15 protein-coding genes are annotated in these 15,902 nt (G+C 63.9%); 2 read left to right on the top strand and 13 right to left on the bottom strand.

Annotation, left to right across the window (positions count from 1 at the left end; all coding sequences use genetic code 11):
- Window positions 1-20: 20 nt before the first annotated feature.
- The gene (locus EB230_RS26815; RefSeq protein WP_172374253.1) at window positions 21-899 is read right to left on the bottom strand and encodes an N-acetylglucosamine kinase; all 879 of its coding nucleotides are present in this window, start codon (window positions 897-899) and stop codon (window positions 21-23) included.
- On the bottom strand, window positions 896-2,152 hold the full coding sequence (gene murA / locus EB230_RS26810; RefSeq protein ID WP_056564457.1) for a UDP-N-acetylglucosamine 1-carboxyvinyltransferase: 1,257 nt from the start codon (window positions 2,150-2,152) through the stop codon (window positions 896-898). The genes EB230_RS26815 and murA overlap by 4 nt, the downstream gene beginning before the upstream one ends.
- A gap of 168 nt (window positions 2,153-2,320) precedes the next feature.
- On the opposite strand from murA, the gene EB230_RS26805 reads away from it, so the two are divergent.
- Window positions 2,321-3,172 carry a MurR/RpiR family transcriptional regulator gene (locus EB230_RS26805; protein WP_172374252.1) on the top strand — a complete coding sequence of 284 codons (852 nt, stop codon included), beginning with the start codon at window positions 2,321-2,323 and terminating at the stop codon, window positions 3,170-3,172.
- A 19-nt stretch (window positions 3,173-3,191) separates the two neighbouring features.
- On the opposite strand, the gene EB230_RS26800 is transcribed toward EB230_RS26805, so the two are convergent.
- The 11 genes from EB230_RS26800 to EB230_RS26750 form a co-directional block, all read right to left on the bottom strand.
- Window positions 3,192-3,488, bottom strand: a complete 297-nt coding sequence (locus tag EB230_RS26800; RefSeq protein WP_246738854.1) for an iron chelate uptake ABC transporter family permease subunit — start codon at window positions 3,486-3,488, stop codon at window positions 3,192-3,194.
- Complete coding sequence (locus EB230_RS26795; protein WP_172374251.1) at window positions 3,445-4,800, bottom strand: glutamine synthetase family protein; 1,356 nt, start codon at window positions 4,798-4,800, stop codon at window positions 3,445-3,447. Before EB230_RS26795 ends, EB230_RS26800 begins: the two co-directional genes overlap by 44 nt.
- Before the next feature lie 286 nt (window positions 4,801-5,086).
- A complete protein-coding gene (locus EB230_RS26790) occupies window positions 5,087-5,785 on the bottom strand; it encodes a GntR family transcriptional regulator (protein WP_056564449.1) in 699 nt (232 codons plus the stop codon).
- 395 nt (window positions 5,786-6,180) lie between these two features.
- Window positions 6,181-6,966: an ABC transporter ATP-binding protein gene (locus EB230_RS26785; RefSeq protein ID WP_246738853.1), complete on the bottom strand. Its 786-nt coding sequence runs from the start codon at window positions 6,964-6,966 to the stop codon at window positions 6,181-6,183.
- 1 nt (window position 6,967) lies between these two features.
- On the bottom strand, window positions 6,968-7,771 hold the full coding sequence (locus EB230_RS26780) for an ABC transporter permease (protein ID WP_172375173.1): 804 nt from the start codon (window positions 7,769-7,771) through the stop codon (window positions 6,968-6,970).
- A gap of 46 nt (window positions 7,772-7,817) precedes the next feature.
- Complete coding sequence (gene hisD, locus EB230_RS26775) at window positions 7,818-9,161, bottom strand: histidinol dehydrogenase (RefSeq protein WP_172374249.1); 1,344 nt, start codon at window positions 9,159-9,161, stop codon at window positions 7,818-7,820.
- A 30-nt stretch (window positions 9,162-9,191) separates the two neighbouring features.
- The gene (locus EB230_RS26770) at window positions 9,192-9,932 is read right to left on the bottom strand and encodes an SDR family oxidoreductase (RefSeq protein ID WP_172374248.1); all 741 of its coding nucleotides are present in this window, start codon (window positions 9,930-9,932) and stop codon (window positions 9,192-9,194) included.
- A gap of 21 nt (window positions 9,933-9,953) precedes the next feature.
- Window positions 9,954-10,667: an SDR family NAD(P)-dependent oxidoreductase gene (locus EB230_RS26765; protein WP_172374247.1), complete on the bottom strand. Its 714-nt coding sequence runs from the start codon at window positions 10,665-10,667 to the stop codon at window positions 9,954-9,956.
- A complete protein-coding gene (locus tag EB230_RS26760) occupies window positions 10,664-11,548 on the bottom strand; it encodes a polysaccharide deacetylase (RefSeq protein WP_172374246.1) in 885 nt (294 codons plus the stop codon). The genes EB230_RS26765 and EB230_RS26760 overlap by 4 nt, the downstream gene beginning before the upstream one ends.
- A 64-nt stretch (window positions 11,549-11,612) precedes the next feature.
- On the bottom strand, window positions 11,613-12,611 hold the full coding sequence (locus tag EB230_RS26755; RefSeq protein ID WP_172374245.1) for an ABC transporter substrate-binding protein: 999 nt from the start codon (window positions 12,609-12,611) through the stop codon (window positions 11,613-11,615).
- Window positions 12,612-12,652: 41 nt separating this feature from the next.
- Window positions 12,653-14,758 carry a N,N-dimethylformamidase beta subunit family domain-containing protein gene (locus EB230_RS26750; protein WP_172374244.1) on the bottom strand — a complete coding sequence of 702 codons (2,106 nt, stop codon included), beginning with the start codon at window positions 14,756-14,758 and terminating at the stop codon, window positions 12,653-12,655.
- 143 nt (window positions 14,759-14,901) lie between these two features.
- Between EB230_RS26750 and EB230_RS26745 the strand changes: the two genes are divergently transcribed.
- Window positions 14,902-15,723, top strand: coding sequence for a LuxR C-terminal-related transcriptional regulator (locus tag EB230_RS26745; protein ID WP_246738852.1), 822 nt, complete (start codon window positions 14,902-14,904; stop codon window positions 15,721-15,723).
- Window positions 15,724-15,902: the final 179 nt, after the last annotated feature.

The raw sequence follows: 15,902 nt of genomic DNA, 5'->3' as shown, positions 1-15,902 counted from the left end.
TTATTCCTTTTCAGTGAAGCTTACCGTGCGCGGTGCGATCGTTTGGCAAGGATGATCGCTCCTGATACGGCGTCACCGTCGGCGGGTTTCAGCCGGCGCCGGACATCGGGCGCAAGCCAGGGTTCGAGCGGGCTGGCGAGGCCGCCCAGCAGGGTTATACGCGGTGCGCCTTTCTCGAACAGCACCCGCACCAACGTGTCGATCTGCTCGGCGGCACTTTGCACGATGCGCCGTCCGGCCGGATCGCCCTGGTCGGCGTGGCGCATCACCATGGGCGCCAGGGCTGCGTAATCCGTGGCGCTGGCGCGGTCCATCCAGGCGACCGCTTCCGTCGGGTCGCCGTCGAAGCGCTGCATCACCTCCGCCAGCAGCGCCGTCCGCTCGTGCCGGCCGTCATGGGCGCGCAACGCCAGCTGCACGGCCTTCAGCCCAAGATCGGCGCCGCTGCCTTCGTCGGAGATCGGAAAGCCGTAACCACCGACACGCAGGTCGCGCCCCTCGACAAAGCCGAGCCCGATCGAGCCAGTCCCGGCAATGACGATGGCGCCGTCCTGGCCGGAATGCGCACCCAGGCAAGCGCCGACCCCGTCGCTGACGAAGTCGATGCTGGCAAAGGGATGCGCGATCGCCCGCAACGCCCCCAGCGCGCCTTTGCGGCCGATGCCGGCAAGGCCGATGCCGGCGCGAATCCCTGCGGTCTCGGCCGGCCCGAAACCCGTCTCCTCGAGTGCCGCGCCAAAGGCCTTGGCTATGGAGGCCCATGCCGCTTCGATGCCGAGCCGCGTTGTCGCCGGGCCGGACAGGCCTTGTCCCAGCACGTTGCCTTCCGCATCCTCGATACGGGCCCGGCAACCGGTGCCGCCACCGTCGACGCCGAGAAAACAGTCCGGGCCGCTCATGGGCTCAGCCGCTCGATGTCGGCGCCGCAAAGGCGCAGCTTGCGGTCCAGCTGCTCATAGCCGCGGTCGAGATGATAGACGCGGTTGATGATCGTCTCGCCTTCGCTGACCAACGCCGCCAGCACCAACGACACCGAGGCGCGCAGGTCGGTGGCCATCACCTGCGCGCCATGCAGTTTCTCGCCGCCGCGAACCAAAGCCATCGTGCCTTGCAGCTTGATGTTGGCGCCGAGCCGCATCAGTTCGGGCACATGCATGAAGCGGTTCTCGAAGATGGTCTCGCGCAGCAGGGAGGCCCCGTCGGCGCAACACATCAGCGCCATGAACTGCGCCTGCAGGTCAGTCGGAAAACCCGGATAGGGCTCCGTCGTAAGATCGGCGGCCTTGAGTGGCCGGTCGCGCGACACGATGAGTCCACGGTCGCCCGGCCAGACGCTGACGCCGGTGGCCTCCAGCAATTGCACCACCGAGGCCATGTGTTCGAGCCGGGCTTGGGTGAGCTCAAGCTGGCCGCCGGTGATCGCCGCGGCAATCGCATAAGTGCCGGCCTCGATACGGTCCGGTATGATGTCGTGCCGGGCCGCGTGCCAGCTGGTGCCGCCGGCGATCAGGATGCGGTGCGTGCCGGCGCCCTCGATGCGCGCGCCCATCGCGTTGAGGCAAGCGGCGAGATCAGCCACTTCCGGTTCGCGTGCCGCGTTGAGGATCTCGGTTTCGCCCCTGGCTATGGTCGCCGCCATCATGGCGGTTTCGGTTGCCCCGACCGATGGCGAGCTGAGCACGATGCGCGTGCCGAGAAGCCCGTTCGGCGTGGAGGCGACGATCAGGCCGTTCTCGATGGCGATCCTGGCGCCCAGTGCCGCAAGCGCGGCGACATGCATGTCGACCGGCCGCGCGCCGATCGCGCAGCCGCCGGGCAGCGAAACCCGCGCATGACCGAAACGGGCCAGAAGCGGCGCCAGCACCAGCACCGTCGCGCGCATTTTCCGCACCGTGTCATAAGACGTTTCCTTCGAAACGGCGGCACTCGTATCGATCGTCGCGGCGTGGGCCGACCGTGTCACGTCCGCACCGTGAAGCCGCACCACGCCGAGCATGTTTTCGACATCGGTCACATCGGGCAGGTTGGTCAGTTCGAGCGGGTAGGGGCTGAGCAGGGCAGCCGCGATCTGCGGCAGGGCCGCGTTCTTGGCGCCGGATATGGTGACCGCGCCTTCCAGTCTTCGTCCGCCGACGATCCGCAATCTGTCCATGGCTGAACCCTTGTATGTCGAAGCCGGGCGGCGGGTCCGGTCTCTCCGGAAGGTCCATCCGATTCCGAACCTGGCCGGTCCGGTTCGAGAATTAATTCCGCATTCTTGGCTGTCAATCGAATTTGGAATATTTTATTCCTCTCAGCACCGAAACGCTCCAGAGGGTTCATGTCCGTTCTCAAGACGATCAATGCGAAGCTCGACGGCATGGCGCCAGGTGATCGTGAGATCGGCCAGTACATCGTCGACAATCCCGACCAGATGCTGCGCCTGTCGACGGCCGCCCTTGCGGCCAAGATCGGCCGCAGCCAGTCGAGTGTCGTCAAGTTCAGCCAGAAGCTCGGCTATGCCAGCTACCAGGAGCTCAAGCTCGCCGTCAGCGAGGCCAAGGCGCAGGACTGGCAGGTGCCGGCCGGTGTCATCCACGGTTCGATCGAGGTCGGCGACACCTATCCGGTCATCCTGAGGAAGCTGATCGGCAGCAAGCTGCTGTCGATGCAGCAAACCGTCGCCGCCAACAGCGAGCGCATCATTTCCCGCACGCTGGAACTGCTCGATGGCGCGCGCCGCATCCATCTGGTCGGCGTCGGCGCCTCCTCGCTGGTGGCGCGCGACTTCTCCTACAAGCTGATGAAGCTCGGCCGCAATGTGCTGCACGACAGCGACAGCCACATCCAGATGGCCAATGCCGCGACGCTCGGACCTGGCGACGTGCTGTTCGCGCTCTCCTATTCCGGCGCCAGCATCGAGACCTTGCGCATCGCCGAGCTTGCCCACAGGCGCGGCACGATGGTGATCGCCGTTACCGGCCTGCACGACAATCCGCTGAGCCGTGTCGCCGACATCCGCCTCTACACCATCGCCGACGAGGAGCGAGCGCGCTCCTCCTCCATCACCGCGCGCGACGCGCAGCTGACGCTGACCGACCTGTTGTTCATCCTTTTGGTGCAGAAGCAGCCCGACGCCAACGACTATGTCCACAACAGCGAGGCGGCGGTCTCGGTGCTGAAGGCCGAATGATCCCGGGAGTTCGAGGCGCTCAGCCTTGGCGCGCCGCGCCCCTGGCAAGCAGGTAGACAAGATACGGGCCGCCGAGCAGTGAAGCGAACAGACCGGCAGGCAGTTCGTAGGGAAAGGCCGCCATGCGCGACAGCCAGTCCGAGACGATCATCAGCAGGGCGTCCAGAAGCATCGCGCCGGCGAGGTGAAGCCGTGCGCGGGAAAAGCCGACGAGCCGGACAAGATGCGGCGCGATCAGGCCGACGAAGCTCCAATGCCGATGGTTAGTTGCGCTAGACGCTCTCGAGATAGGTCTCGATCTCGAAGTCGCTGACATTGAGGGCAAAGGTGTTCAATTCCTGGCGTTTGCAGGCGACGAAGGAGTCGCGCAGGATCGACGGGAAGATTTCCGCCACATGGGTCCCGCTTTCGAAGGTGGCGATCGCGGAGGCCCAGTCCGGCGGCAGCTTGGCTGGTGTCACGCCTTGTCCGTCGTTCCCTGTCGGCTCGCCCGGCGACATCTGTCTTTCGATGCCGATCAGGGCCGCGCCCAATATGGCGGCAAGCACCAGATAGGGATTGGCGTCCGCTCCCGACACGCGATGCTCGATGCGGCGCGCCCCGGTCGGGCCGCCGGGAATGCGGATCGCGACCATGCGGTTTTCGTAGCCCCAGGCGACCGCGGTCGGCGCATAGGAGCGCGGGCGGAGCCTGCGGTAGGAATTGAAATGCGGCGCGAACACCAAGGTGCTCTCGGCCATCGCGGCCAGCAGGCCGCCGACCGCGTGGCGCATGGTTTCCGAGCCCTGATCCGTGCCGTCGTCGAACACGTTGCGGCCTTCAGCGTCGACGAGGCTGAAATGGACGTGAAAGCCGTTGCCGGCACGGTCGCCATAGGGCTTCGCCATGAAGCAGGCGGCAAAGCCGTGCTTGCGGGCAATGCCCTTCACCGTGCGCTTGAACAGCACGGCGTCATCGGCCGCCCGCAAAGCGTCGGCGACATGGTTGAGGTTGATCTCGAACTGGCCGACGCCGTTTTCGGCAATCGCCGTGTCGACGGGAATGCCTTGCGCCCGGCAGGCCTCGTAGACGTCGTGGATGAAGGCTTCGAAGTCGTCGATCTCGTCGATCGACAATGCCGCATCGGAATCGAGACGCCGTCCTGTGACCGGCGAGACAGGTCCGACCGGCCGCTGCGACTGCGGATCGACCAGATAGAATTCAAGTTCGGTCGCCGCGACCGGGGTCAGGCCAAGCGCCTTGTAGCGGTCGAGGATACGGGCCAGCGCTCGTCGGGGATCGCCGAGATAGGGCGCGCCGCTCTCATCGGCAAGCCAGAGAGGAACGAGCGCCGTCGGATGCGCGGTCCAGTCCACCGGCAGGATGCCGCGTCCCGTCCATTGGCAAAGGCCATCGGCATCGCCGGTCGAGAAAACCAGCGTGTTGCCTTCGATGTCCTCGCCCCAGATGTCGAGCCCGATCAGCGAGTAGGGCATGCGCAGCTTGCCTTCGAGCGCCTTGCGGGCCTGCTCGACCGGGATGCGTTTTCCCCGCATGACGCCGTTGAGGTCGCACACCGCCGCCCTCAGGCTCTGGATGTCGTTTCTGCTTTCAAGCCAGCTCAGAACGTCCGCAACTGCATCGCTCAATTTTAAAACCTCTGGTTTTCGAAGGCGCCCAAGCCGTGCCGGCTGCGCTATCCCTGGTAAAGATGCTTGTGAGTTTTCGGAAAAATATCCGGCCGCCGCCGGGAATTTTTCCTTATTTTTTCAAGTCACTAGCTGGGATGTCGGGAGGCATTTCAAAACCAATTGCGCGATCTGCGATCGCAACATAGAGACAAGAGGGTGGAAAGCCAAGGGGCATTCGGTGTGCCGGGTTCGCCGCCGAGCCGGCATGATCGGCCTCTGGGTTCGAAAGGCTGTTGCCGGAATCCTAGGTTCTGGCGTCCGGAAATCTGGCCTGCCGCAGGATGTGTGCGGCACCCTCGTCGATGTCGCGCACGATGGCCGCGCGGGCGCGCGCCGCGTCCCGCGCCTCGATCGCCGCGACGATTTCCTCGTGATAGTCGATGGCGAGGATCAAGGAGAGATCGTCCTCGAACCCCATGGCGAGATTCCTGAGGAAGGGGCCGACCTGCATCCACACGGTCTCGACCAGGAAGATCAGCTGCTCGTTGCCGCAATGACGATAGATCGAGAATTTGAAGGCGTAGTTCTTCCTGAGATAGTCACCGATATCGCCCTTGCGCGCAGCCAAGGTCAATTCCGTGCAATGGCGGCGGATCGTCCTCAGATTGTTGCCGTTGACAAGCTTTGTCGCGAGCTCCGTCGCCGAGCCTTCGAGGATTGTACGCACGGCGGTCAACTGCGAGAACCGGTCGGCGGAGATCACCGGTACCTCGACGCTGCCGTTCGGCATCGGGCTCAGCGCCCGCAGCGCCTGCAGCCGCATGAAGGCGCTGCGCACCGGCATGTCGCTGGTGCCGAGTTCCTTGGCGAGCTTGCGCGAGGTCAGCTTCTGTCCGGGCGTGAACTGACCGGACATCAGGGCCCGCACAAGCTCCAGATAGACCTTCTCATGCAGGGGCACGGTGTCGACCGCGCTCAACCCGAATTGTGTTCTGTCGGCCATTGGCGGGGCACTACTTCATTCGTTCTGAAATCTACCCCTGATAACCGCGGACAATCCCGTCTGGGCGGAGCACGGCGGGACTCCGGCGAGCAATTTGTCACCGTATGATAGACGCTTCGATCGCGGCGCCGCAAGCTGTGTCGGCAAAGCAGCCGGGGCGAGTAGCGCTTCCGCTCTCCGGTACGAATGCCGTCCTTTAGCGCGCGGCTGCGGCCTTTTTCGCTTTCTCGAGAACCGCCTCGCTCGCTGGCTCGAAGATGATCATCGCCACCGTCGCAGAAAGGTTGCCGCCGCCCTCGCGGATCGCGGCGGGCTCGACCCTAGTCCATTTCGTCAGGCGCCGGAATTCGCCGCGCCGCTCTGGTTGAAACGATGGGCCGCTCCTGGCCTGACGCTCAATCGAACTCGGCGCGGCGGGTCTCTTCGCGAATGGACTTCAGCACTTGCGCCTGAAGTTCGAGGACGTCGCGGTCATGCTGAATGCCGGTCGGCCTCGGCCTTATGGAAGGCACGGTGATGCACTCCTTGATGCGACCAGGGTTGAGGCCCATGACGAAGATGCGATCGGACAGATAGACCGCCTCCTCGACATCGTGGGTGACGAAGATCACGGTCAGGCGATGCTCCTGCCAGATCTGCATCAGCAGTTCCTGCATCTGGCCACGGGTGAGCGCGTCGAGCGCGCCGAAAGGCTCGTCCATCAGAAGCATCTTCGGCCGGTAGGAGAGGGCACGCGCAATGGCGACCCTTTGCTTCATGCCGCCGGAAAGCTGGCTCGGAAAGCTGTCGGCAAAGCGCGAGAGCTTCACCAGGTCGAGATGCTGGCGCGCCACTTCGGGGATGTCCTTGGCATCATGCCCGGTCTCGCGCAGCGCGAACTCGACATTCTGCAGTGCCGTCAGCCATGGCAGCAAGGTGTAGGACTGGAAGGCGACGCCACGGTCGCGGCCCGGCCCGTTGATCGGACTGCCGTCGACCAGCATCTCGCCTTGTTCATAGTCCTGCAGGCCGGCGATGATCGACAGCAGCGTGCTCTTGCCGCAGCCCGACGCGCCGACCAGCGAAACGAACTCGTTGTCGCCGACTTCGAGGTTGATGTCGTCAAGCACCCTGATCGTCGAACGTCCGTTCGTGAACGATTTTTGCAGATGCGAGATCTTCAGCTTGGGATGCGCCTGCATGTCAGGACTTCCTCTCATATTTGAAGAAATGCCGACCGAGGAAACGCATGATCTGGTCCGTCGCCAGCCCCAGTATGCCGAGCACCAGAATGTATCCGATCGCCATGTCGGTTTGCAGGTAGCGCTGGGCGACCGTGATCCGGTAGCCAAGCCCCGAATTGGCGGCGACCAGTTCGGCCAGCGTCACCCAGGTCCATGCCCAGCCCAGCGAGATGCGCAGCGTGTCCCAGATCTGCGGCATCGCCGAGGGCACGACAATGCGCATCAGCACGCGCAAATCGCTCATCCCCAGTGTTCGCCCGAAGCCGATGAAGTCCGTGGGAACGCGCTTGATGTTGTCCTTGAACATCAGCGCCTGCTGGAAATAGGTGCCGATCCAGATGATCAGGAACTTCTGGATGTCGCCGGTGCCGCTCCACAGGATGGTCAGCGGCACGAAGGCCACGACCGGCATGTAGCGGACAAAGTCGAGGAACGGTTCGATCGCCGCTTCCCAGAAGCGGTAGGCGCCGATCAGGATGGCCGTCGCCAACGCCATCACCGAGGCGATGAGGAAGCCGACCATGATGCGGTAGACGCTGTTGCCGATATCGCTGGCCAGCGTTCCATCGGCGGCCAGCTTTCCAAGCTTGGCAACGACGGCGGCGGGCGAGGGCAGGAAGATCGGCTTCGCCACGCCAAGCCCGGTCGCCAGGAACCACGCCGCGATGAAGAGCAGGAAGGCGCAGATGGCGATGAAGAGATAGGTCGAGCCGGAAATCTCCGCCGCCATGCTCAGCAACGGTTTGCGCTGGGGACGTTGCATGGTCTGCTTGGAGATGGTTGTGTCGTTCTGTAGGGTCATCGTCGTCTCACGGGCCGGTGAAAGGGCTGCTGTTCGACAAGATACGGTCGCGGATCTCCGAGACCGAATTCGCATGCGCCATGAAGCCTTCATATTGGGCGAAGGTGCGCGCCGCCGGCGCCAGCCTTTGATAAGCCGCCTGGGACAAATAGGCGATCGAGGAGCGCTTCATGAAATCGAAGACGGCGAGTGGCGAGGCGGTGTTGGCGCGCCCGCCCGTCGGCAGGACGTGGCTCGGTCCAAGCACGAAGTTTGCGATCGGAATTGCCGAATGCGGACCGAGCAGGATCTCGCCGGCGTTCCGGATCCTCGGCAGCAGCTCGAAGGCCGATGTCGACAGCACGGCCAGATGCTCGGCCGCGTAGTCGTTGATGAAGTCGAAAGCCGCTTCGATCGAAGGCGCCAGCACGATGCCGCCATTCCTGCCGTTGAGCACCGTGCGGGAAAAATCGGCGCGATACTCCCCCATCGCCTCCCAGAACTGCGGCACCGCGGCGGCGATGGCCTCCGCCAGGGCTCGATCGGTCGTCACGACAAAGGCGGATGAGTCAGGGCCATGCTCCGATTCAACCGTCAGCTCCAATGCGGCAAGTGCGGCCGGAACCGAGCTGTCGGCATAGACCAGCAACTCGCTCGGACCGGCCGGACTGCCCGGATCGATCCGGTTCGACAGAAGCTGGCGCGCCGCGCTGACCCATGGACTGCCTGGGCCGACGATCTTTGCGCATTTCGGCACGGTCTCGGTGCCGTAGGCAACCGCCGCCACCGCCTGGGCGCCGCCGCAGAGATAGATGTCCTCGATGCCGATCAAGGACGCGATGAAGCGCGTGGCGGCGTCGGCCGAACCGTCCGGCCCGGGTGGCGTCACGATGACCACCCTAGGCACGCCCGCTACCTTGGCGGGCACGGCGGTCATGATCGCGCTCGACGGAAAGAAGCCCTTGCCGCGGGGCACGTAGCAGGCGACGGAATCGATCGACGTCCAGCGGTCGCCGATCAGCGCGCCTTCGGTTTCCTCGCTCAGCCAGAGATTGTCGGGCATTTGCGCCTCATGGAAGCGCCTCACCTGCGCCACCGAGAGCCGGATCGCCGCGACGATCTCGGGATCAAGTTCCTTCTCGGCGCCGGCGATCTGGCTCGCGGACACCTTCAACGCCGTGCGGTCCAGCGTCACGCCGTCAAACTTGGCGGCAAGCTCGACCAGGGCGTCGTCACCCCTGGTCCGCACGGCGGCGATGATCGGCTCGACCTTGCGGATCGTGTCGGTGAGATCGGCCTCGGTCCGCTCGAGCAGGCGTGTGCGCGCCTCGGAGGACATGTTGGCCAGGTCGTGGATTGCTACAGGTGACATTCTATTTCCTTCGTGCTGTCGAAACGCCCCTCACGGGGCGACGCGCGCGGCCAGCCAGCCGCCGTCGATGTTCAGGATATGGCCGGTGATGAACTGGGCGTCCGGACCGCACAGGAACAGGATGCCGCCGGCGACATCCTCGGCCGTGCCGACGCGCCGGATCGGCGTGGTTTCTATCATGGCGCGCCGGTACCAGGCGTCCGAAGCGATCCGCTCGGCGACGATCGGCGTGTTGATGACGCCGGGCGCCACGCCATTGACGCGGATCCCGTCGGCCGACAGGTCGGCGGCCAACTGGCGCGTCAGTTGCGACAATGCGCCCTTGGACGCGGCATAGGGCGCGGTGTTGGGAAACCCGATCTCGCCGAACACCGAGCAGACATTGACGATGCAGCCGCCGGGTTTCGTCAGATGGGGAAGCATGTCGCGCGTCAGCCGCATCGCCGCGCGCACGTTGATGCCCATGACATGGTCGATCAATGCGTCGCTGCTGTCGGCCAGCGCCTTCGGTCCGGCGACGCCGGCATTGTTGATCAGCATGTCGACGGTTCCGAACCGCGCCTTGGCGGCAGCTATGATCCGCGTCGGGGCATCGTCCTCTGCGAGATCGATCGTCAGTTTCGGTGCCGCGCAATCCGCCAGGTAGTCCGCGTTCCAGTCGACCGAAAGCACCTCCGCGCCTTCGGCCTGCAGGCGCCTGGCCGTGGCCAGGCCGATGCCGTTGCCGGCGCCGGTCACCACTGCGGTCTTTCCCAGAAATCGCCTTTCCATCGTCAGCTCTTTTCTAAGTCTCTAGATCGTCTGCCCACCGTCGATCGTGAATTCCGACCCGGTGATGTATTCGCTGCCGGGCGACACCAGGAACGCCACGAGATGCGCGACTTCCTGCGGGCTGGCCAATCGGTTGAGCGGCACGGAGGCGGTCATCGCAGCCAGGTTTTCAGCGGTGTTCTCGCCAAGCATCGGCGTGTCGACCAGGCCCGGATGCACCGCGTTGACCCGGATGTTGCGGCCGGCAAGTTCGCGGGCTGCGACCTTGGTCATGCCGCGGATCGCCCATTTCGAGGTCGAATAGGCGAAGGCGCCGCTGAACCCCCTCAACCCGCCCGTCGAGCAGACATTGACGATCGAACCGCCCTGCGCCGGCATCAGCGCCGCGGCAGCGCGCATGCCGAGGAACGTACCTAGCTGGTTGACATCGGTAACGGCTTGGAAACCGGCAACGCTTTCTTCCAGGAACGGCACCGGATTGAAGATGGCGGCGTTGTTGACCAGCGCATCGAGATGACCGAACCGCTCGGAAACCATGTCGGAAATGGCAGTCCAATCGGCTTCGTCGGCGACATCGAAAGAGGCCGACAGGATCTGGCCGGCACCGGTGGCCTGTTCGCTTACACCGGTGAACGACCGGTCGAGCGCGATCACGGTCGCGCCTGATGAGGCGAACAGCATCGCGATAGCCGCGCCGATCCCGCCGGCGGCCCCCGTCACGATTGCCGTTTTCATCTGGCCAACCTGTTATCGCCGGCATCCGCGGGCAGCGAAGGCGAACGCCCTTTGCGCCAATGCCGCACATAGTCCTGGCAAGTCGTGAAGCCGGCGCGCTCATGCGAGGCGACATGGCGGATGAATTCTTCCAACATCAGCAGCCTGTGGCCACGTCCCATGATCTGCGGGTGCATGGTCACCACCATCACGCCGCTGCCGATCCGCTGGTAGAGGAAGTCGAACTCGGCCTTCCAGATCTCAAGCGCCGTCGACGGCGCGCGGCCGCCTGGCAGATAGCCCTTGTCGGTCGCCAGGAATTCGAATTGTGGAAAATCGTCGAGATGCCAGGCGACAGGCATTTCGACGAGGTCGACCGGCAGGCCGAAGCGGAATTCTTCCGTGGTCGACCATGCGTCACCGATCCGGCACCAGTATGGTTCGTGGTCGTTGCCCATCATAGAGCTCTCGTATTCGAAATCGAACTCGAGCAGCAGTTCGACGGTGGATGGGCTGTTGTCCCAGGCCGGCGACCGGTAGCCGGAGGGCCTGACGCCGGCGACCTTGTCCAGTGCTTCCAGGCCTCTCAGCAGGACGGTGCGCTCTTCCTCGCGCGTCAGCAGCACGGGGTTCTCATGGACCCAGCCATGATGGCCGATCTCGTGGCCGCCATCGCGGAAGGCGCGCACCACCGGCGGGAAGGCCAGCGCCGAATGGCCAGGCACGAAGAAGGTTGCCGGGATGCCGGCCCGTTCCAGCACGTCGAGGATGCGGCGCGCGCCGATCGGATCGAACTCGCCGCGCGAGAGCATGCTCGGCGACGTCGCTCGATGGCTGCCGATCCATGTCGAATAGCCATCGAAATCGAACGTCAAGGCCACTTGAACGGCGGTGCTGGTCATGTCTGGATTTCTTCCCGCCATTGACGGGCGAGCCGCATTGGCTCGCCCGCCGGTCTGGCAACGCTTACTTCGAATGTGCCACGGTCGGGTCGATGGCGGCGTCGTAGGCGATATCCTTGTCGATCAGCTTGGCGGCGATCGCCGCCTTGACGATGCCGGGATAGGTGTCGGACTTGAACACGCCGTTCAGTGCCTTCTGGCTTTCGCCGACCGAATAATACGACACGCCGTCGAAGGCCGTGGCGAGATCCGCCGGTTCGGCGCCGACGCCCTTGGCGATGATCGCGCGGCCTTCCTCGGTGTGGGCGCGGTAATAGTCGAGCGCCTGGTCCCAGCTCTTCAGCATGGCCTGCACCTGGCCCGGCTTCTTCTTCAGCGTCTCCTCCGGCACGGAAAGCACGTCGCTGATCAAGCCTGGCGCCTCGCCGGCCTCGGCCAGCACCTTGATGTTCTTGTCAGCGCCGATAGCGGCCGAAATATACGGTTCATAGGTCACGGCCGCCGGCACGGTGCCGGAAATGATAGCCGTGCCGGCGCTGGCGGCCGGCATAGGCAGGACGTTGACGTCGTCGATGGTCATGCCGTTCTTCTGCAGCACGTAGTTCAGCAGCAGATCGCTGGTCGAGCCGCGCTCGAAGGCAACCTGCTTGCCCTTGAGATCGGCGACGGTCTTGATGTCGCTGTTGACCAGGATGGCATCGGCCTTTGTGCTGGCATCGAGCAGCAGCACGCCCTTGATCGGAATGCCGGCCTGCACCTTGGCCAGCAACTGCTGGATGGACTCATTGTCGCCGTCGACCTGACCGGCGGCAACCGCCGCGCCCATGTCCTTGTCTTCGACGAAATTGGTCAGCTCGACGCCTTCCAGCCCGTTGGCTTTGAAGAAGCCCTTTTCCTGGGCGATGTACCACATGCCGTAGCCAAGCCACGGCGATATTGCGAGCTTGAACACGCCCGGTTCGACCGGCAGGTCCTGTGCCCTTGCCGTTTGTGCCGCGAACGGCATTGCGGTGGCGAGTGCCAACAGGGCGGCCGCCCCGATGAAATGTTTTCTCAATCCCATGATCCTGGTCCTTGTTCCCAAAGTGTGATGTTGAAATGTCGCTATGCCGTCGAACCCGATCGGGCGGCGGGTTGGCCCCCGCTCTGTTGCTGTCGGTCCGGGTTCGTCCGGCTCTTTGCCGCCGCCAGATGCGTCAGCAAATTCTTCGTGATCCTGCCGACGTCGTTCATGGCATCGCCGGTCGGCAGCGCGCCGCACCAGGCGACCGAGCTTGCGCAAAAGATCAGACCGCCCGAAGGCAGATGGCGCAGCGTCATCTCCGCGCAGCGCCGCGATGCGCGTTCGTCCACGCCACCCTCGTACCAGCGTGTCGCGTCGTGGACGAAGCTGTCCGGAAAGTCGGTTGCGCGCGCAATCACCATCGTATCGGGAGAGGTGCCGAGATGCGGATCGGTGGCATCGACCTCGTAGCCCGCCGCGCCGCCAAGCACGATGCCCTCGTCGCCGAAGGTCTCGTTGGCGACCCCTTTGAACAGCCACGCGGCTGAAGGGTGATGGCTGTCCGGCGTACGCGTGAAAGGCCGCGCACCATCGAAGCCCATGAGCGAGATGGCGACGCCGGTCAGCGAGAATTCGCCACGCCCGCTGGCGCGAAGATGGCCGCCCGGCTGGTTGGTGATCGACAGCGACTGTTCGGCGATCGGCCCGTCCCAGGTGCGGCCCGCCTCGAGCGGCGAACGGCGCAACTCCATCAGATCGTCCTGGAATGCCACCTTGCCGGCAAAACCATTGCCGCCGAGATAGGCGATGGCGCCGCCCGTCGCGGCGAACTGGCGCAGCGCATGTTCCATCTCGACCGACATGTATTCGGGATGGCTGCCGGTGATGACCGCTTGATAATCCTGCAAGCCGGCAACGCCCCGCTCATGCAGGTCGCGGTCGGTGATGAGGTCGAAGGCAATGCCGTTATTGTGGCAGAAGCGCAGGAAATGCAGGTCGACCGGCAGATTGTGCGGGCAACCGCAGAGCGGGTAATTATAGTCGTCGCGCAGCGTCGCCTTCGGCTTCTTGTAGGAAGCGATCGACACGCCGCTGAGATCGCTGTGATAGTCGTAGAGCGACTTCAGGTTGTTATCGATCGCGAAGCGGTGGCCACGATCCTCGCACATCCATTCGTAGAGATGCGCCGGCAGGAATTCATCCGCATAGGCGAGATAGGTGGCCGTCGGTACGAGGAACAGCAGCGCCGTACGGCGCACGGATGAGGTGATGAAGAAGACGATGCGCTCCGCGCCTTCGTCATGGCCGACCTCGAAGGCATAGACGCCCGCGGGCGCCTCGTCGGGGACATGCACATGGTACGAGGCCGGCCACTGCAACGCGCCCATGTCGTCGTCATGGCAATGCACCGCATCGTAATGCGACGGCACCAGCCGGGGGTCGAAACTTGATCCATCCCAGCGCCGCGAGGTCATGCAGAATGCCGGCTGGTTGACGGTTTCCAGCAAGAGGACGCTGTCTCCGCCGGCCGAGGCGATCGGGCCGCTCGGCAGCAAGGTGGGGAACGTCCAGGCGATGTGTCCCGTCGCGGTCTGCAGCGCTATCGCCGAGAACTTGGCATTCAGCGTTTTGACATCGTTCGCCGCGCTGGCGCCGAAGACCATGTCGCCGATGGGAGACCAGGGCCGATCGAATTGACGATGCAGGCGATATGGCGACAAGAGGTCGTCCGAGCCGATCTTCAGGATCGTCGCATTGCCATCGGACGAGATCTCGACCGTCAGCCACGTATTCGCCGGCAAAATCTCGCCGATTTCCTGCGGCTTGCCGTCATGGCTCGATGTCAGACGTCCGTCCTGCAACCCAAGGCGCAGATTTCCGCATTCGAAGAGCACGCGGGCGCCGTCATTTCGGGTCAAATACACTTCGAAGGCGACGCCGCTGATCTTAGTGGTCTTGGCCAGTTCCGTTGCCGCGATCCTGGGGAAGGACCCGTGGTCGAAGTCGCGATGCGACGCGGCATTCCCTGTCGGTTCGACACGCCAGTCCATGAATTCGGCCGTGGGCGTATCGAGCCGCACGATCCGCACGTCGCGCACCGGCCGGGACGAGGAGACATGAAGCGCGACCGGCGCTCCGGCGGCTATGTGCCAGGGAACCGTGTAGCCCGAAACGGCCATGGCGCCATGATCGACGGGGCGTTTCATCGCGGCAAAGATCCGCGCCGCGATCCCGGCCTGTGCGCTCTCTTGAATGGCATGCTGGACAATTCTCTCGTACCCCTGTTTTTTTTGATTTACACTACGGGCATCGTTTCTTGGGGGTATATACCCCCATTGGGGTATGATTGGTGACAAAGTCCATCTTTGAAGGTCTGGCGCTGGCCATCGATGCGATCGGCAAACGCGAGTTCTATCCGGCTGTTACCGAGTATCTGCGGCGTTGCCTCAGCTACGACAATGTCATCGTCATCGTTTTCTCGGGTACCGCTGTACCCAACGTGCTCTACAAGAAGATCTATGGTCCCGATGTGTTTCGCTATCTCGCCGAACAATATCTGCCGGCCGCCTATCTGCTTGATCCGATCTATCATTTTCACCTGAGGCGCGGCGCGCCGGGGCTCTATCGTCTTCTCGACGTGGCGCCTGACCAGTTTCGCCGCAGCCGCTATTTCAAGTGGTATTACGGGCGGATCGGCATCACCGACGAAATATCGGTCGTGTTGCCGATCGGGGAGAACGCCACCATCACCATCTCGATGGGCAAGGACGGTTCTTCCGGCCAGGCCTTCGCGGCCAAGGCCGAGGACTGCCTGCGCGCGCATGAGCCGGCGATCATGTCGCTGCTGCGCGCGCATTGGGTTGCGTCCGAAGCCCCGCCCGCGGTCGCTCCGCGCCCGATGTCGATCACCGACAGCCTGATCGCGGCGATGCGGACGCATCACAATGTGCTGTTGAGCAAGCGTCAGGCCGAAGTGGCGCTCCTCATCTTGCAGGGACACTCCTCGCCATCGATCGGTTTGAACCTCGGGGTCAGCCCGCAGACGGTGAAGGTTTTCCGCAAACAGCTCTACAACAGATGCAGCCTGTCATCGCAGGCGGAGCTGTTCGCGCTGATGATGCCGATCCTGGAGCGGGCGACCAGCCAGGTTCCAGAGCGCAAGGCGCCCTGAAGAAGGCCGGATCAGGGTCAATCGCCCGGGATCGGACAGCCGGTCGCACGATGTCGGCCCCTTCATCACAAATCTTGAGCTTCCACGCACTTGCACGTCCGGCCTCTCTCTGGCTTTTTGGGGCATCCATCCGAACGGACTGATTCGCGTCATGCCGCTCGATTGCAATGTCTTGCAGG

Origin of the sequence: Mesorhizobium sp. NZP2234 (assembly GCF_013170765.1) — a bacterium.
Lineage (GTDB): Bacteria > Pseudomonadota > Alphaproteobacteria > Rhizobiales > Rhizobiaceae > Mesorhizobium > Mesorhizobium loti_D.
The sequence above is the reverse complement of the archived record's forward strand: the minus strand, read 5'-3'. Positions and strand labels throughout refer to the sequence as shown.